The sequence below is a fragment of the Lentzea sp. JNUCC 0626 genome (assembly GCF_043632865.1).
Taxonomy (GTDB): domain Bacteria; phylum Actinomycetota; class Actinomycetes; order Mycobacteriales; family Pseudonocardiaceae; genus Lentzea.
This window is the reverse complement of sequence record NZ_CP171635.1, coordinates 9,614,823-9,631,880: the sequence shown is the minus strand read 5'-3', so window position 1 is coordinate 9,631,880 and position 17,058 is coordinate 9,614,823. Positions and strand designations below refer to the sequence as shown.

Below are 17,058 nucleotides of genomic sequence, written 5' to 3'. Positions count from 1 at the left end.
TCATCCATACGGTTCATCACGACATCCCCCGATCCACCTACAGGAGCTTGAGTTTCCATGGGCACCCAGACGCTGCACGACTTCACTCTCAACCTGCTCGGCGACCTGGACGCCCGCGAGGCGTTCCAACTCGACCCGGAAGGCGCCCTGGAGGCGGCCGGCCTGGGTGACATCTCCCCGGTCGACGTGCAGGAGATCCTGCCCCTGGTGCTCGACAGCGCGTCCGTCGTGAAGATCGACGCCATCGACAAGGTCCTGGTCGAGGCCGGTGACCTCACCGCCGTCGACAGCCTCAAGCTCCTCACCGGCAACATCGAGGGCGTCACGCACATCACCGACGTCGCGGGCGTCTCCGGCATCACCGCGCTGGTCACGGACCTCGACGGCCTGGGCGGCGTCACCGACGTCGTGGCCGGCAACGACGTCGTCACCAAGGTCACCGACGTGGTGGACGTCAAGGACGTCGCCGACGTGTCCCACGTGGTCGGCGACCTCGACACCGACCTGCTCGTGAAGGACGTCGTCGACTCCGACGTGCTGGTCAAGGACGTGCTCGGCTCGGCCGACGTCGACGTCAAGGACGTCTTCGACGTGACCGACAACCTCACCGGTGACATCGCCGGCGACGTCACCGGCAACCTCGCGGGCAACGTGGTCCAGGACGTCGCTCAGGTCGGCGACGTGCACACCGACCTCGGCCAGGTCGTCGGCGACATCAAGCTCGGCGACATCGACGTGCTCGACGGTGGCATCGGCAACGGCAACGACCTCGACCTGCACCTCTAGAACCGCCTCAGGGGACCTCGTACGGACGCTCTGAGTCTGCCCCCGGGCAAGGGGCGTCCGTCTCCCCACAACGGTGCTGACAGCCTCCAGTCGGCGCTGAGAAACGCACTGAGCCCCTGACCGCGACGGTCAGGGGCTCAGTGTTTTTTACGAGTGCGTAAAGCTTTCAGACTTCTGTCAGGACGAGACGGTCTCGCTCAGAGACTCGCGCTCCGCCGCCGCCCACTTGTCGACGTCCATCGCGGGCTTGCCGCCGACGTTCAGCAGCCGGGCCACCTTCGACCGCAGCTCCACGAACGTCTCGTCGGTGCGCGTGGTGACCTGGTCGCGTTCCGCCGGCAGCGGCACCTCCAGGTTCGCCACCAGCCGCGCGGGCGAGTTGGACAGGACCAGGATGCGGTCGCCCAGGTACACGGACTCGTCGATGTCGTGCGTGACGACGAGGACGGTCGTGTCGTGTTCGCGGCGCACGCGGAGCAACAGGTCCTCCAGTTCGAACCGGGTCTGCGCGTCCACGGACGCGAACGGCTCGTCCATCAGCAACAGCGCCGGCCGGTAGGCCAGGGCACGTGCGATCGCCACACGCTGTTGCATGCCACCGGAAAGCTGCCACGGGCGCTTCTTGGTCGCGCCGGACAGGCCCACCCAGTCCAGTGCCTCGGCCGCGCGCTTGCGGCGTTCGGCGCGGGGGAGCTTGCGCAGCGGGAACTCGACGTTGCCCTGCACCGTGAGCCACGGGAACAGGGAGCGCGAGTAGTCCTGGAACACCACCGCGAGGTGGGAGCCGTTCAGGGTCACGTCGCCGCGGGACGGCTTGATGAGTCCCGAGATCGTGCGCAGCAAGGTGGACTTGCCGCAGCCGGACGGTCCGACCACGCAGACCAGCTCGCCCGCCTTCACCGTGAACGTGAGGCCGCCGATGGCCTCGTAGTCGCCGTAGGTGTGGCCTAGGTCGGCCACCTCAAGCATGTTGCTCATCCCTGCTCCTCGGTTGCCATGCCAAAGCCCTGCGTTCCACCGCAAGCAGCACGGTGTTGAGTCCGTAGCCGAGGACGCCCAGCAGGACGATCCCGGCCCACATGCGCGTGTAGTCGAACTCGCGCTGTGCCGTCATGAGTTGCGAACCGATGCCGTTGTCCGTGCCCACGAGCTCGGAGATGACCATCAGCACCAGGGAGAGCGACAACGACACCCGCAGGCCCGCGAAGATCTTCGGGGAGGCCGCGGGGAGAACGACTCCGAGAACCCACTGGTAGCGCGGGATCCGGAAGACGGCCGAAGTGTCCACTTTGGTCACGTCGACGGAACGGGCTCCGTCGACGCTGTTGAGCAGCACCGGCCAGATGACGCCGAAGATGATCGTGGCGAGCTGCATCGATGTACCCGCCTTGAACAGCAACAGGAACACCGGCACGAGCGCGGGCGGGGGGATCGAGCGGAGGAACACGAGCAACGGGCCCGCGTACTCCATCGCCCGGTCCGACCGGCCGAGCATCAGGCCGAGCGCGATGCCGACGACCGACGCGATCGCCCACCCCGACAGCAGCCTGCCGATCGACGGCAGGATGTGCTCGGTGACGTTCTCGGGTTCGAGGACCCACCACTCCCAGGCCGCGACCACGATCTCGGACGGCGGCGGGAAGAACGGGTCTTCGGCCCACATGCCGAGGACCTGCCACACGACGATCAGGCCGGCGAACACGGTCCACCGTTGAAGGAACTTGTTCACCAGGCCACCCAACGCCGGCGGACTTGCTCGAGGCCGCTGTTCAGCAGGACGCCGATCGCGCCCGCGACCACGGTGCCGACCAGCACCTGGTCCATCCGGCCCGGTCCGCTGCGGGCCTCCATGATGAAGTAGCCGAGTCCGATGTCCGCGCCTGCCATGAGTTCCACGCTGACCATGACGATCAGAGCGGTGGTCGCGGCGAGCCTGATTCCGGTGAGGACGAACGGCAACGCGCTCGGCAGCGCGACGCGGAACAGCACGCCGACGCGTCCGGTGCCGAACACCCTGGACGTCTCGACGAGCAGCGGGTCGAGTTCGTCGAGCGCGTAGATGGTGTTGAACAAGATCGGCCACAGCGCGGCGTAGACCGCGAGCGTGATCTTCGTTTCCGGGCCGAAGCCCAGCACCACGATGGCGAGCGGAATCAGTGCCACAGAAGGAATCGGACGCAGGAACTCGATCACGGCACGGGTCGCGTGCCGGACGGCGGGAACGCTGCCGAGAACGAGTCCACTCGGCACCGCGATGGCGATGGCGATCCCGATCGCGATCAGCACCGCCAAAACCGTTGCCACGACATGACTGATGAATTCGGGAGAGGTCAATTGCGTCACGAGCTCACCGATCACTGCGGACGGTGGCGGGAGCGCGTGAGCGGGGATGAGGGGAGAGCGCCCCAGAAGTTCCCAGAGCGCGAGGAACCCGGCTATGCCGATGAGTCCCCTTGTGAACGCACGCACTCGGTCACCCTAGAGAGTGGATCTCCAGTTCACAATGCGTGCCCATACAACTGCGCGTTGTTTCGTGCACAGGCGGCGGTTCAGCAGACTTCCACGCGCTCCACTTCGCCGAAGCTCTTCACCCATTCGGAGTCCGTCAGCCGAGCGCCGTCCTTCGCGTGGCACATCCGGTCGATGATCCGGGTGGTGTCGAGGTCGTACGGCAGCAGTTCCGGATCCTGTCCACCGCTGCGCACCAGGAAGTCGCGGTTCTGCGGCCGGTACACCGCGCGCATCGAGTTGCCGTGCCCGACCACGTACACGAGGCGATCCGCCGGGCGGTCGGTCGTGTAGAGCTGCTGGACCTCGAAGACGTTGTCGCGCACGACCGCCACTCGACCGTCGTCGGAGAACGACACACGTGCTCCCGCGCGCAACGCCGTGTCGAGCCGTGCGCGCAGCACGGGCGTGCCGCTCGGCACCCGTTGCCACACCTCGACGATCGACTCCGGCGCCGAGTGCTCGACGGCGAGCCAGCGGCCGTCCCCGCTGTAGGTGATGCCGCGGACGTAGACGTGCTGCGACAGCACCGGGCCCGCGGACTCGACGGTGCCGCCGATGCGCCAGAACTCGATCGTCGTGACGCCGGCGGCCGGGTCCCACGTGCTCGTCGCGAGCTCGCGGCCGTCCTGGCTGAGCGCCACGGTCTCCGGGTTGCGCACCGGCATCGGCAGCTTGCGGGGATGGCTCGGGTCGCTCAGGTCGTAGAGCTCGGCGTGCTCGGACTCGTCCGGCGTCGGCAGCCCGATCTCGACGGCCTCGCCGACCTTGCCGACCAGGCGGGAGCCGTCCGGGCTGAGGTCGAGCGTGCGGAACCGCCGGGGCAGCGCGGTGAGGTAGCTGATGTCGCCCACGTCGTTGACGGCCCACAGGTGCTCGTCGCCGTTGAAGTCGCGCGTGACGGCACGGCGTTCGGCGAGCTTCACGACCCGGTGGCGGTCGGCGAACCGCTTGCCCGGCGTCGCCCTGTCCTCGTCGATCGACCACATCCGGTCGGTGCCGTCCTGGTCGGTCACGGCGGCCATGTCACCGCGCGGGCCGACCAGGACGTCCGCGTCGTCCTTGGGCGTGCCGGTGAACGGGATGCCGCGCGCGAGGGCGTTCGCGAGCCGCAGCACCTTCTCGGCCTCAGGGGACGGGCTGACCTCGTAACCGACAAGCGCGTACTTGTCCGCGTACGGGCGGCGTTGCTCCAGCAGCGCCTCCGACTGCGACAGGGCCTTGCCGCCGAGCGCGGTCGCGTTCATCTCGGTGATCTTGCGTTCGTTCGCGAGCGCGTAGACGACGGTGCCGGGGACCAGTGCGAGCAGCACGGCCATCACCGCGATCAACGCCGTGGAGCGGCGCGTCTCGCGTTTGGTGCTCATGTCGACGAACCGGCGTTCCCGCACCGTCAGGAACTCGCCGAGCTCCTTGGCCTTGCGCAGCCGCACGCCCCGGTAGAGCGCCAGCGGGTCGCGATCGCTCGCCTCCCAGAGCTCGATGGCGGTGACGAGTTGCTGGTGGGTCTTGAGGTTCTCGCGTTCCTCGTCGATCCACCCGGCGAGGCGTTGCCAGCGCAGCGCGGCGTCGTGGGTGAGCTCGGCGCCGTCCTCGGTGAGGGTGACCAGCCTGGCCTTCGCGAGCCGGTCGAGCAGGCTCGCGTCGAGGTCGGGTCTGCGGGTGCCACGTTGCGCGAGTCCGTTGCGCCGCACCGAGACCAGTCTCAGCAGGAGCTGGCGAACGGCGCGCTGGTCCTCTTCGTCGAGGCCTTCGTAGAACGTCTCGGCGGCGCGCGCGACGACGTGTTCGATGCCGCCGGACTCCTCGAAGCCCGCGAACGACAGCGTCATGCCGCGCTTGCGCCGCCACGTCTCGACGAGCGCCTGCTGCACCAGCGGCAGCGCGTGCTGGTTCGCGGCGTCGGCGACCAGGTGCGCGATGACGGCGGTCTCGACGGTGGCGCCGATCTTGGCGGCGGGTTCGGTGATGGCGCGGCGGAGCTGGTCCGCGCTCATGGGTTCGATGACGATCTCGGTCGCCTCGATGCCCGTGGCCTGCCAGCGCTGCTGGTGGTCGGCGCGGATCGCGAGCACGACGTGGGGACAGCCGGTGACGGCCTTCAGGAAGTCCTCCGCGTCGAGCACGCGCTCGGCGTCGTCGATCAGCAGCACGAGCCCGGGGCGGTGCTGGCGCAGCCGCAACCGCAGGTGGTCGGGGTCCGCGCGGAACTCCTCGGCGAGTCCGTCCGCCGTGGTGTTCTCGAAGAACTCGGCGAGCGCCTCGGCGAGGTCGTGCAGCGGGTCGTCGCCGGGCGTGATCACCACGGCGTCGTCGAGCGCCGGCACCAGGCCCGCGCGCAGCAGGGAGGTGCGGCCGGAGCCGGAGGGGCCGAGCACGACGGTGTGGGGCTTGAGCTTGACCGATTCGACGACCTGCTCGACGAGGCACTCACGGCCGAAGAACCGCTTCTCGTCGTGCTCGGTGAACGGCTCGATGCCGGGATACGGAGCGTTAGGCTGCAACGGCTGTGCGTGTTCGGCGGCGAGTTCACGCCAGCGCCGGGTCCACGGCGTGGCATCGGCCTCGCAGGCGCGTACGAACGCCAGCGTCAGGGCGAGCGAGGGCAGCTTGCGCCCGCCGGCCGCGTCGGACAGCGCGGTCGGCGAGTAGTTCGCCCGCCGCGCCAGCTCCCGATAGCTCGGTTTGCCTGCCTGGTCCCGCAGTCGCCGCAGGTCACCGGCGAACCGCAGCAACGCGGTGTCCTCCGGGCCGAGCGGTCGTTCCCCTCGTGGCATGCCGCCTCCTGGCCGGATTGTCCACCAGAGGTTCGCCCGTCGTCTAACGGGCCGCTAATCGCTCACCACCCGGATCTGCGCTTCGTGATCGTTCCACCTGGACGGTGCAGGGCGTTCTGGGGCGTTCAGTCAGGGCACGGAGGCGTGAAGTCGAGGCCGTCGAAGAACCTGTCCCACTCGGCGCGGGTCATCCGGGGGTAGGCCTGTTCGCAGATGCGGGTGGCGGGGTCGCGCGGGTCGGCGTTCCACAGCCGCACGGCCCGGTCCGCACCGCCCGTCACGACCTCGTCACCGCGGGGCGTCAGGCCGACCGCGGTGACCGGTCCGGCGTGGCCGCGCAGCAGGGCCTGCTCGACCGGTTCGCCGCCGTCGGCCTGCCAGAGCCGCACGAGGCCGTCGTCGGTGGCCACCGCGACCCGGCCCGCGCCCAGCCAGGCGGCCGTGACCTCGCCACCGCCGGAGGGGATCTCGGCGCGCCGGACCGGGTTGCGCGGGTCGGTCGTGTCCCAGAGGTGCACGGCCGCGCTCGCCGTGGTCATCAGGTCGTGCTGGCCCGCGAACTGGGCGCTGCCGGCGAACTCCCTGGTCAGCGACAGGAGCTTGACGTCGCTCGGGTCGGTGACGTCGACCAGGTGCACGGCGCGCCCGGTGGTGACGGCGGCGAGGACGTGGCCGTCGGCGCGGAACGACAGACCGGCCAGCGGGCCGAGGCCGAGCTGGGCCGTGCTGACGAGGCGCGGGCGTTGCAGCCGCAGGTCGGTCCAGAAGCTCAGCGCGCCGTCGTCGTCGGTCGTGACGAGGGTCGTGCCCTGCCAGGCGATCGCCTTGGCACGAACGGGCAGCACGGTCAGTTCGCGCGGCCTGCCCAGCGACACGTCGACGACGTGGACGGTGCCGTCCTCGCCGGCGGACGCCACGAAACCGCCCGCCGGGTCCATCGCGAGCGTGGTGACGGCGCCGGTGTGCCGGGTCGCGTCCAGCGAGGTGCGCGGCGACGGCAGGTCGTTCAGCGTCGTCAGCACGACCGTGCCGTCGCGGTGCCCGGTGACGACCTGCTGCTGGGTGGGGCCGACGACGAGCGCGGTGACCTCGGTCTGGGCTTCCCTGAGCACCTGGGACGGCACGTCCTCCTGTCTGAGTCCGTTGCGCGCCTGGGGCAACGGCACGAGCCGGTGCGCGGCGAGGGCGACCTGCTGGGCCAGCGAGGGGTTGGTGGACCTGAGCGCGTTCGCCTCCCCCACCGCTCTGAGCACGACGGCGGTGGCACGTTGCTCGTCGGCGGTTCTCTTGGCCTGCAAGGCGAACACCGTCGAACTGGCGGCGACGACCACGAGGGCCGCGAGCGCGGCGAGCAGCTGGCGTTGCCGGCGGGTGCGTCGTCGCGCGCCCACCGACACCTCTTCTTCCGCCGCTCTGCTCGCCGCGAGGAACGCGCGTTCGGCGGCGTTGAGGGACAGTCCGTCCGGGACGTTCGCCAGGCGGCGTCCCCTCAGCAACGCGCCGGCGTCGCGGTCGAGCGACTCCCAGGTGCGGGTGGCGTCCGTGATCTCGCGCTGTGCCTTGATGTGCTCGCGTTCCTGCTCGACCCAGCCCTGGAACTCGGGCCAGCCGCGGATCAACGCCTCGTGCGCGAGTTCGACGCCGTCGCGGTCGATCACGACGAGCCGGGCCGCCGCGAGGGCGAGCAGCACGTCGTCGTCGGCTTCGAGTTCGTCGTGCCGCGCCCGGCGTTTGGTGTCCTCGGCGGTGACGAGCCGGAGCAGGATCCGCTTGGCCTGCTCCCGTCCCCGCGGGGAGAGCGCGTCGAAGACCTCCTGCGCGGTGCGGGCGACGGCGTGGTCGAGGCCGCCGACCTCCTCGTAGCCCGCGAGCGTCAGCGTCATGCCGCGCCGATGCTGCCAGGTCTGCGCGAGAGCGTGCGACAGCAGCGGGAGCACGGCCGCCTGGCCCACCGCGTCGGCCATGAGCCTGGCCAGCAGGGCGGTTTCCACCTTGGCGCCGACGGCCGCGGCGGGTTCGGTGATGGCGAGGCGCAGTTCGTCCGGGGTCATCGGGCCGAGCAGGAGGTGCGCGCCTTTCAGCGCCTCGACGAGGTCGGGGTACCGCGCGCAGTGGCCGTAGAAGTCGGCGCGCACCCCGATGACGACCCTCGTGCAGTTGAGGAGTGCGGTGATCAGCCACTGCCGGAGTTCTTCGTTGTGGCACAACGTGAAGAGCTCCTCGAACTGGTCCACGACGACGAGGTGTGGGTGATGTTCGTCGAGCCGCAACGGATCTTCGAGGTCGCCGGCGAGGTCCGCGGCCTCCTGGCCGGTGAGCCGGGCGAGGGCGAGCGCGCACTCCTCGGCGGGGTTCGCGCCGGGCGTGAACAGCAGCACGGGTTCGCGGGTGCGGGCGATCAACCCGGCCCGCAGCAACGACGACTTCCCCACCCCGGACGGCCCGAAGACGCCGGTGAACCGGTTCCTCGTGGCGAGCAGCTCGGCCGTCGACCGCTCGCGTCCGAAGAACTTCGGTGCGTCATCGGGCTGGAACATCGCGAGCCCGACATAAGGACTGTCGTTCGCCGCATGGGGTTCCGACTCGACGACGGCGCGCCACCGCCGTGCCCACTCCTCCGGATCGGCGTCGCAGGCCTTCGCGTACGCCTTCGTCACCGCGAGGCTCGGCAACTTCCGCCCGCCCGCCGCCTCCGACAACGCCGCCGCCGAGTAGTGCGCCCGCCGGGACAGTTCCCGGTAGGTGGGGCTGCCCGCGCGCTCCCGCAGCCGGCGCAGATCCGCCGCGAACCGCAGGAGACCGCTCTCGCCCTCGTCGAGAGGGCGTTCCCGTCTCGGCATCCCGTCATTGTTCAGAGAACTTTGTTCAGCGGCCAACACATGACCGTGAACAACCCGTTCGCCCTAACGTCGTGGGCAGACACCTTTGAGCGGGGAAGACCCGGTGCTCGCGCCCCGAACCGGCGCCGGAGGTGGCCGTGGGTGGCCCGCGCACGCGCCACCCACGGCTCACGAACTCAGCACACGGGCACGCGGTCGATCCCCGGGAAGTACCGCGTCCACTCCTTGTCGGACAGCTCGGCGCCGCCGAGGCAGAGGTCCCGCGCGACCTGTTCGGGGTCGAGGCGGAGCTGCCAGATGGTGGTGTCCGCCAGCACCGCGAACCCCTGCCGCCAGAACACGGCCTTGACGTCCGCGGTGAAGTTGTCGAACGCCGCGAGCTTGCGGGGGCCGTCGTGGCGCGCCAGGTCCCAGACGTCCACGGTCCTCGCCGTGCCGAGCGCGACCTGGCTGCCGTCCGGTGAGAACTGGATCATCGGGCTCATGGTGTTGGCGAACAGCTGCGGAAGGGTTGCCCGGTGCACCGGGTTCGCCGGATCGGAGACGTCCCACACGGAGGTCGACGCGCTGGTGGGCGTGACCATCAGCAGCAGGCGGCCGTCCGGGCTGAACCGCGGCCCCGCCGTGCCGACCCGGGACTCGAACCCTCCCACGCGGTGCAGCGCGGTGCCGTCGAACCGCCAGAGCTGCACCCCCGCGCCGTTGCCCCGTTCGACCGCGAGCACGTCGCCGTTCGGGGAGAACCGCACGGAGAACGCCCACCCGTCACCGGGCAGAGCGATCTCCCGGACGGTGCCGGATCCGTCGTGCACCCAGACCCTCGGTGTCGTCTCGTCGCCGTCGCCCACCAGACCGGCGATGACGTCGACGCCGTTCCTCGTGACGACCGAGGAGCTGTGGTGCATCGGGAGGTCCGCGAGCCGGGTCACCTCGCCGGTGGGAGCGATGTCGTACAGGCCGGACCTGGTGTCGGTCTCGGGAACCACCGCGCGCCGGTCGTCATCGCTGATCACGGTCGGGACGTTCGGCAGTGAGCCGACGAATCTGTCCCTCTCGACGTCCCAGAGCACCGGGGCGGACGTCTCGTGGTCGTCGGCCAGGAAGAGCGTGCCGCCGTTGGCCTTGGCGGTGATCCGGCGGTTGCCGGGCTGGAAGCTCCGCTGGAACTGCTCGGCGTCGGCGCCGAGCAGCAGGTCGCGGCTCGCGTCGCTGGGCGCAACCCGGTGCACGGCGAGGGCGAGGCGCACGGCCTGCCCGTTGTCCGACGGCAGCCTGGCGAGCCAGCGCGCCTCTGCGGCGGCGTTGCCCGCGACGGCGAGGTCGCGCTGGTCCTGCGCCTCGTCCGCCTTGCGCATCGCGAACACGACCGTGCCGGCCAGCAGCAGCACCAGGACCGCGAGGACGGCGGTGAACGCGCGGGCTCGTCTGTTCTTGCGGCGGCCTTCGGCCTGGCTCTGCTCGAGGAACTCCCGTTCGTCCTCGGTCAGGTCCTGCGGACCGAGTTCGGCGGCCTGCGCGAGCCGGGCGCCCTGGTAGAGGGCGTCGCGGTCGCCGTCCCAGGTCCTGGCGGCCTCGGTGAGGCGGTGGTGCACGCGCAGGGTCTCGCGGTCCTCGGCGATCCAGTCGCGCAGCCTCGGCCACGACCTGATGAGCGCCTCGTGGCTGAGTTCGGCGTGCTGCTCGGTGAGGGTGACCAGGCGGGCGGTGGCGAGGCGTTCGAGGACGTCGGCGTCGAGGTCCTCGCGGTTCGCCCGCCGCTTGGTGTCCTCGGTGCCCTCGCCGAGGGCGATCAGCCGCAGGAAGGTCTTCCTGGTGGCGTCGCGCTGGTCTTCGTTCAGCTCCTCGTAGACGGCCTCTGCCGTGCGGGCGAGGGCGTGTTCGACGCCGCCCGCCTCCTCGTAGCCGACGAGCGAGAGCGTCATGCCGCGGCGGCGGTGCCAGGTTTCTACGAGTGCGTGCTGCACGAGCGGGAGGGCGGCGGGTTGGCCCGCGACGTCCGCGACGAGCCTCGTGACCAGGGCGGACTCGACGGTGGCGCCGACGTGCTGGGCGGGTTCGGTGATGGCGCGGCGGAGTTCCTCGGTGGTGAGCGGTCCGACCAGGACCTGCGCGCCGTCGAGGGCCTCGACGAGTTCGGGATGGCGGCCGAGGTGGCCGTAGAAGTCGGCGCGGACGCCGATGACCACGTGCGGGGCCTGGGTGAGGGCGTCGATGAACCAGTCGCGTTGCTCGGGGCTCGCCAGCGTGAAGACCTCCTCGAACTGGTCGACGACCAGGACGAGGTGTTCGTCGTGCTGCTTGACGATGAGGTTCAGCGCCCTGGGGTCGTCGAGTTCGGCGCGCAGGGTCACGGCGGAGTGCCCGGTGAGCTGGGCCAGCCGGACCGCGCACTCGTCCTTCGGCTGCGGGCCCGGGGTGAAGATCAGCGCGTTGCCGAGGTTCGGGAGCAGGCCTGCCCGGAGGAGCGACGACTTGCCCGAGCCGCTCGCGCCGAAGACCCCGACGAACGGGCGGGTGCTGACGAGTTCCCGGAGCTTCGCGGTGAGCTTCTCGCGGCCGTGGAACCTCGCCGCGTCCTCTTTCTGGAACGCCTTGAGGCCGACGTACGGCGCGTCCTTCGTCGGCTCCGGCGGGGCGGCGATGGCACGCCACCGCTGTTCCCACGCTGCCTCGTCGCCCCCGCAGGCCTTCACGTAGGCGAGCGTGACCGCGAGACTCGGCAGCTTCTTGCCGCCGGCGGCGTCCGAGAGCGTCGCGGCCGAGTAATGCGCGCGTGAAGCGAGCTCTCGATAGGACGGTGTGCCCGCGTTCTGGCGCAGCTTCCGCAGGTCTTTCGCGAACCGGCCGAGTTCGGTGTCCTCGCCGGTCAACGGGCTTTCAGCACGTGGCATGTCGGTCTCCCCCAGAGACCGCTTGTCTACACGTTGTTGTTCAATCCGCACTTCCGACCCCTTACAACGTCGTCGCCGTAGCGTTTCCGTCGCAAGGTGAACGGGGGTTCACCGCAGGCCGCCCCTCCGGCTCTGGGGGCCGGAGGGGCGAGCGGGAGTTCAGATTCTGATCACATGCCGACGAGCTTGTACAGCCCGCCGACCTCCTGGCGGTTCAGCACCCGCATCGAGCCGGGACGCTGGTTGCCGAGCGACACGTCACCGACCGCCACCCGCACCAACGACTGCACCGGGTACCCGGCCGTCTCCATGAGGCGGCGCACGATGTGCTTGCGACCTTCGTGCAACACGATCTCGACGAGCGCCTTGCCCGGCACCGCGCTGATGAGCTTGAAGGAGTCGACCTTGACCGGCCCGTCCTCCAGTTCGATGCCCGCCTTGAGCTTCTTGTTGAGGCCCTTCTCCACCGGCCCCGGAACCTCGGCGAGGTACGTCTTCTTGACGTTGTAGCTCGGGTGCATCAACCGGTGCGCGAGCTCGCCATCGTTCGTGAGCAGCAACAGCCCCTCGGTCTCGGCATCCAGCCGACCGACGTGGAACAGCCGCTCCTTGCGGTTGCGCACCAGGTCACCCACGCAGGGCCGGCCGAGGTCGTCCTCCATCGTGGACAACATGCCGTACGGCTTGTTGAGCGCGATCGTCACGACGTCCTCGCGGATCTGCACCCGCACCCCGTCGACGTGCACCACCGCGGTCTCGGGGTCGATCCGCCGCCCCTGCTCCTTCACGACCTTGCCGTCGACCTGCACCCGCCCCTGGTCGATCAGCTCCTCCGAAGCACGGCGCGAGGCGATCCCCGCCTGCGCGAGCACCTTCTGCAGGCGCACGCCCTCGTTCTCAGACATCGTCGATCGCATCCACTTCGGGCAGGAGCGGAGCGATCGGCGGCAGGTCGCGCAGTGACGACAGCCCCAACCGCTCCAGGAACAGTTCGGTCGTGCGGTACAGGATCCCACCAGTGTCGCTGTCGGTGCCCGTCTCCTCGATGAGCCCCCTGGCGACCAGAGTGCGGATCACACCGTCCACGTTGACGCCCCGAACCGCCGCGATCCGCGCCCGCGTGACGGGCTGCCGGTAGGCGATCACCGCGAGCGTCTCCAGGGCAGCGCGGGTGAGTTTCGCGCGCTGGCCGTCGAGCAACAGCTTCTCCACGAACGGGGCGAACCGGTCCCGCGTGTAGAACCGCCAGCCGTCCCCCGCCCTGCGCAGATCAATACCGCTGCCGGACTCGGTGTACCGACTCGCCAGTGTACGGAGTGCCTGCTTGACGCGTTTGACCGGCTGTTCGAGGGCGCTGCTGAGCTGGTCCTCGGCGATCGGGCTGTCGACCACCAGCAGCACCGATTCGAGGGCGGCCTCGAAGGTGGCGTCGTCGGTGAGGTCGGGGAGACCGCTGTCCTCGATGGCTTCTTCCGGGGCTGCGGCCAGGAGTTGGGCTTCGAGGGTGGCGGCGTCTTCGGAGTCGGCGGGGTCGGGTTCGGGCTCGGGCTCGGGTTCCGGCTCAGGTGCCTCAGCGGGCTCGTCCAGCACCACGGCGGCGGGGGCGGCGTCGTCGAGGGCGGCGTCGCCTGGCTCCTCGGTCGACTCCGGGGCGGCGGGCACGTCCGGCTCCGCTGCGGGTTCTTCCAACTCGACGGCGGCGGGCGCGGCGTCGTCGAGAGCGGCGTCCGGCTCGGCGTCAGCCTCCTGGCCAGCGGCTTCGGGGTCTGCGGGCTGGGCGCCGTCGAAGGCCGGGCCCGGCTGTTCGATCTCCGCCGCGTCCGGTCCCACCAGTGGCTCGCTCATCCGCCGTAGTCCTCATCCTCGTCGCCGGCGTGCACTTGTGCCTGCGCCTGCTCCAACGTTCCGCCCACCCAGGTCACCTGCAGCGGGCCCAGGGGGTCTTCCTGCTCGAAGGCCAGTGACTTCTCCCGGTACAGCTCCAGCAGGGCCAGGAACCTCGCCACGATCTCCATGGTCTCGGTGCAGTCGGCGATGATCTCCGAGAACGAGGCCGTGCCCTTCTCGATGAGGAGGGCGCGGAGTTCGTCGGCCGTTTCGCGGATCGAGACCCGGTGCTGGTGGATGTGGTCCACCGAGAGGGTGCGTTTTTGCTTCGGGCGGAAGGCCGCTGCCGCGATCAGGGCGAACTTGTCCGGGGTTACGCCCAGCATCACCTCGGGGAGCAGGCCCTCGAAGCGCGGTTCCAGGGACACCGAGCGCGGGTAGCGGCGGAAGGCGCCCTGTTCGAGTTCGGCGAAGAGGGCCGCCACCTGCTTGTAGGCGCGGTACTGGAGGAGGCGGGCGAAGAGGAGGTCGCGGGCCTCCAAGAGGGCCAGGTCGTCTTCGTCTTCCACGTCGCCGGTGGGGAGCAGGCGCGCCGCTTTGAGGTCCAGGAGGGTGGCGGCGATGACCAGGAACTCGGTGGTCTCGTCGAGGTCCCACTGGTCGCCCATGCCGCGGAGGTGCGCGATGAAGTCGTCGGTCACCTGGTGCAGGGCGACCTCGGTGACGTCCAGGGTGTGCTGCGAGATCAGTTGCAGGAGCAGGTCGAAGGGGCCCTCGAAGTTCGTGAGCCTGACCTTGAACTTGCCATCGTCGGGAGGAGCGACTTCAGCAGCCGGAGCTTCCTCTGTCACTGCTCGCGCAACCTGCGTACCAGCAACGACGCGTCACCGAGCGTCTCCAGGTCGTCCAGCACGATGGCGATCGCCTCGCGCACGACACGGCCCCGGTCGACGCCCAGGCCGTAGGACCCGCGCAGCGCCAGCCGAGCGGTCTCCAGCGCGAGCAGTTCCTCGTCGGACACGTAGACCGTGATCTTCGTGGTGTGCTTGGTGCGGCCGGTGCCACGGCGTTGCTGCGGAGCGTCCTCGGAGGTGGAGACCTCTGGTGCGGGCGCGGCAGCGGTCAGCCTGAACAGTTCCGCCGCGCCCGGCAGTGACGGGCGACGGTTCACCGGGCGATCACCTCGCGGGCCAGCGCGCGGTAGGCGTTGGCGCCGGAGGAACGCGGGGCCCAGCGGGTGATCGGCTCGCCGGCCACCGTGGTCTCGGGGAAGCGCACCGTGCGGTTGATGACCGCGTCGAACACGATGTCGCCGAACGCCTCCACGACGCGGGCCATGACCTCGCGCGAGTGCAGGGTGCGGGGGTCGTACATCGTGGCGAGGATGCCGGTGATGTCGAGCTTGGGGTTCAAGCGTTCCTTGACCTTCTCGATGGTGTCGATGAGCAGCGCCACCCCGCGCAGCGAGAAGAACTCGCACTCCAGCGGGATCAGCACACCGTCCGCGGCCGCGAGGGCGTTCACCGTGAGCAGGCCGAGCGAGGGCTGGCAGTCGACCAGCACGTAATCGTAGTGGTCGATCACGGGACGAAGGGTGCGCACGAGCGTGTGCTCACGGCCCACCTCCGAGACCAGCTGGATCTCGGCCGCCGACAGGTCGATGTTGCTCGGCAGCAGGTCCATGTCGTCGATCATGGTCTTGCGGATCACGTCCGGAACGGCGGTGTCGTTCTCCATGATGACGTTGTAGATCGTGGTTTCGAGCTGGTGCGGGTGCACGCCGAGGCCCACCGAGAGCGCGCCCTGCGGGTCGAAGTCGACGAGCAGCACGCGGCGCCCGTACTCGGCCAGCGCCGCGCCCAGGTTGATGGTCGTCGTCGTCTTGCCGACGCCGCCCTTCTGGTTGCAGACGGCCAGGATCTTCGCCGGGCCGTGGTGCAGCAACGACGGCGGATCGGGGGTGTGACGACGCGGTCTGCCCGTCGGCCCGATGCCATCGGTCTGCTCGTGGGCGACGTCGTCCACCGGCGCGGCGTGCGGGGCCAGGTTCAGATCGGCACGGGGCGCGAAAGCGTGCTCCGGTGTCGACATGGCTGGCGTTCCCTCACTGGTCGTAGTCGTCTCTCGGGGCGCAGCCTAGGCCGCACCCGTGCGAGCGGCAACGCGCCTCGCCGGTGTTTGTCAAGACTGAGTTAGACCGCGACATCCGTTCGTGTTCGCCTGTCGACGGCGGAGAGCACGACGTCCAGCAGCCCCGGGAAGAGAAGATCCAGGTCATCGCGACGCAGTGAGACCCAGCGCTGGTTGCCTCGGCAGCGTGTTCGTGTGATGCCCGCTTCGCGCAGCACGCGCAGGTGCTGAGAGAGCGTCGACTTCGCCACGTCAACCTCGAAGGCCCCGCACAGTCGTTCGCCGCTCGACTGGATCTGGCGCACGACCGCGAGCCTCGTCGGGTCGCTCAGAGCGTGCAGCACAGCGGCAAGATCTATGGCCTGTGGGGACGGCTCGTCCAAGTTCGGCACCTGCCCACCGTACCCGTGGAAGCCTCATGTTCCAGTGGCCCGAGGGTGTGCAGTTGCGTAGACCTCCCTCAAAGTCGTAACGGTTACCAGTGTGTACACCTGAGTGGTCGTAACGGATGCGTGCCCTAGGAGTTCTTGCACCACCCGAACGTCAGCACCCCCTTCGAGCAGATGGGTGGCGAACGAATGTCGCAACGTGTGCGGAGACACCGCGGCACTGATTCCCGCCTCTTCCGCGGCGGTCTTCAACACCGTCCACGCGCTCTGCCGCGACAGCCTTCCGCCGCGCGCGTTCAGGAACAAAGCCGGTGTGCCACGCCCCTTCGCCGCCAACGCGGGACGTGCGCGAACCAGGTACGCGTCCACCGCCGCCAACGCCGGACGCCCCACCGGAACCAGCCTCTGCTTGCCTCCCTTCCCGTCGAGCAGCACGGTGCGCTCGGCCGCGTCGATGTCGTCGACGTCGAGCCCCACCACCTCGGAGATTCGGGCTCCTGTCGAGTACAGCAGCTCAAGAAGGGCTTTGTCCCTGAGGTTTCCCACAGTTTCGAGGAGGGTGAGAACCTCATTCACGGGTAAGGCTTTCGGCAGCCGCTTGGGCGGCGAAGGCGGGTGCACGGCCCGTGCGACGTCATGGGGCACAACACCTTCACGGTGCGCAAAGCGGTGCAACCCGCGCACGGCGACCAACGTCCGTGCGGCAGAAGAAGCCGCGAGCCCGCTTTCCCGCAGCACGGCGAGAAACTCACTCACCTGCATCTCGGTCACCGCGCCCAGATCCGTGACACCGAGAGACTCCAGGTGCTCGGTGTAGCGGCGAAGGTCGCGAGTGTACGAATCGAGGGTGTTCCGGGCCGTGCCACGCTCCACGGCGAGGTGGTCGAGATAGGTCGCCACCAACTGAGCG

Annotated in this window: 14 protein-coding genes; 1 reads left to right on the top strand and 13 read right to left on the bottom strand. The window is 69.6% G+C overall.

All coding sequences use genetic code 11. The features are described from left to right. Positions 1–57 precede the first annotated feature (57 nt). Positions 58–786, top strand: coding sequence for an IniB N-terminal domain-containing protein (locus JNUCC0626_RS45305; RefSeq protein ID WP_394616772.1), 729 nt, complete (start codon positions 58–60; stop codon positions 784–786). 177 nt (positions 787–963) lie between these two features. Here the strand turns inward: JNUCC0626_RS45305 and JNUCC0626_RS45300 are convergent, their stop codons facing one another. From JNUCC0626_RS45300 to xerD, 13 genes are all read right to left on the bottom strand, one after another. Then, positions 964–1,764: an ABC transporter ATP-binding protein gene (locus tag JNUCC0626_RS45300; protein ID WP_394616771.1), complete on the bottom strand. Its 801-nt coding sequence runs from the start codon at positions 1,762–1,764 to the stop codon at positions 964–966. Next, positions 1,748–2,515 (bottom strand): ABC transporter permease, encoded by a 768-nt coding sequence (locus tag JNUCC0626_RS45295; RefSeq protein ID WP_394616770.1) that lies wholly within the window; start codon positions 2,513–2,515, stop codon positions 1,748–1,750. The genes JNUCC0626_RS45300 and JNUCC0626_RS45295 overlap by 17 nt, the downstream gene beginning before the upstream one ends. Then, positions 2,512–3,090, bottom strand: a complete 579-nt coding sequence (locus JNUCC0626_RS45290; protein WP_394616769.1) for an ABC transporter permease — start codon at positions 3,088–3,090, stop codon at positions 2,512–2,514. Before JNUCC0626_RS45290 ends, JNUCC0626_RS45295 begins: the two co-directional genes overlap by 4 nt. Before the next feature lie 245 nt (positions 3,091–3,335). Further along, positions 3,336–6,071, bottom strand: a complete 2,736-nt coding sequence (locus tag JNUCC0626_RS45285; protein ID WP_394616768.1) for a helix-turn-helix domain-containing protein — start codon at positions 6,069–6,071, stop codon at positions 3,336–3,338. Between the two features lie 125 nt (positions 6,072–6,196). Then, the gene (locus tag JNUCC0626_RS45280) at positions 6,197–8,911 is read right to left on the bottom strand and encodes a helix-turn-helix domain-containing protein (protein ID WP_394616767.1); all 2,715 of its coding nucleotides are present in this window, start codon (positions 8,909–8,911) and stop codon (positions 6,197–6,199) included. 176 nt (positions 8,912–9,087) lie between these two features. Next, the gene (locus JNUCC0626_RS45275) at positions 9,088–11,802 is read right to left on the bottom strand and encodes a hypothetical protein (RefSeq protein WP_394616766.1); all 2,715 of its coding nucleotides are present in this window, start codon (positions 11,800–11,802) and stop codon (positions 9,088–9,090) included. Between the two features lie 170 nt (positions 11,803–11,972). Next, entirely contained in the window at positions 11,973–12,707 is a 735-nt protein-coding gene (locus JNUCC0626_RS45270; RefSeq protein WP_394616765.1) for a pseudouridine synthase, read from the bottom strand. After that, positions 12,700–13,647: an SMC-Scp complex subunit ScpB gene (scpB, locus tag JNUCC0626_RS45265; protein WP_394616764.1), complete on the bottom strand. Its 948-nt coding sequence runs from the start codon at positions 13,645–13,647 to the stop codon at positions 12,700–12,702. The genes JNUCC0626_RS45270 and scpB overlap by 8 nt, the downstream gene beginning before the upstream one ends. Continuing rightward, positions 13,644–14,480, bottom strand: a complete 837-nt coding sequence (locus tag JNUCC0626_RS45260; protein ID WP_394616763.1) for a segregation and condensation protein A — start codon at positions 14,478–14,480, stop codon at positions 13,644–13,646. Before JNUCC0626_RS45260 ends, scpB begins: the two co-directional genes overlap by 4 nt. Continuing rightward, positions 14,477–14,800, bottom strand: a complete 324-nt coding sequence (locus JNUCC0626_RS45255) for a hypothetical protein (protein ID WP_394616762.1) — start codon at positions 14,798–14,800, stop codon at positions 14,477–14,479. The genes JNUCC0626_RS45260 and JNUCC0626_RS45255 overlap by 4 nt, the downstream gene beginning before the upstream one ends. Next, entirely contained in the window at positions 14,797–15,720 is a 924-nt protein-coding gene (locus JNUCC0626_RS45250; RefSeq protein ID WP_394616761.1) for a ParA family protein, read from the bottom strand. Before JNUCC0626_RS45250 ends, JNUCC0626_RS45255 begins: the two co-directional genes overlap by 4 nt. A 101-nt stretch (positions 15,721–15,821) precedes the next feature. Further along, positions 15,822–16,151, bottom strand: a complete 330-nt coding sequence (locus JNUCC0626_RS45245; RefSeq protein ID WP_285644500.1) for an ArsR/SmtB family transcription factor — start codon at positions 16,149–16,151, stop codon at positions 15,822–15,824. A gap of 24 nt (positions 16,152–16,175) precedes the next feature. Beyond that, positions 16,176–17,051: a site-specific tyrosine recombinase XerD gene (gene xerD, locus JNUCC0626_RS45240; RefSeq protein ID WP_430623507.1), complete on the bottom strand. Its 876-nt coding sequence runs from the start codon at positions 17,049–17,051 to the stop codon at positions 16,176–16,178. Positions 17,052–17,058 lie beyond the last annotated feature (7 nt).

Bases quoted from the DNA above. Each gene is read 5' to 3' on its own strand.
- JNUCC0626_RS45305 (WP_394616772.1), top strand. From the start codon at position 58: ATGGGCACCCAGACGCTGCACGACTTCACTCTCAACCTGCTCGGCGAC.
- JNUCC0626_RS45300 (WP_394616771.1), bottom strand. From the start codon at position 1,764: ATGAGCAACATGCTTGAGGTGGCCGACCTAGGCCACACCTACGGCGAC.
- JNUCC0626_RS45285 (WP_394616768.1), bottom strand. From the start codon at position 6,071: ATGCCACGAGGGGAACGACCGCTCGGCCCGGAGGACACCGCGTTGCTG.
- JNUCC0626_RS45280 (WP_394616767.1), bottom strand. From the start codon at position 8,911: ATGCCGAGACGGGAACGCCCTCTCGACGAGGGCGAGAGCGGTCTCCTG.
- JNUCC0626_RS45275 (WP_394616766.1), bottom strand. From the start codon at position 11,802: ATGCCACGTGCTGAAAGCCCGTTGACCGGCGAGGACACCGAACTCGGC.
- JNUCC0626_RS45270 (WP_394616765.1), bottom strand. From the start codon at position 12,707: ATGTCTGAGAACGAGGGCGTGCGCCTGCAGAAGGTGCTCGCGCAGGCG.
- scpB (WP_394616764.1), bottom strand. From the start codon at position 13,647: ATGAGCGAGCCACTGGTGGGACCGGACGCGGCGGAGATCGAACAGCCG.
- JNUCC0626_RS45250 (WP_394616761.1), bottom strand. From the start codon at position 15,720: ATGTCGACACCGGAGCACGCTTTCGCGCCCCGTGCCGATCTGAACCTG.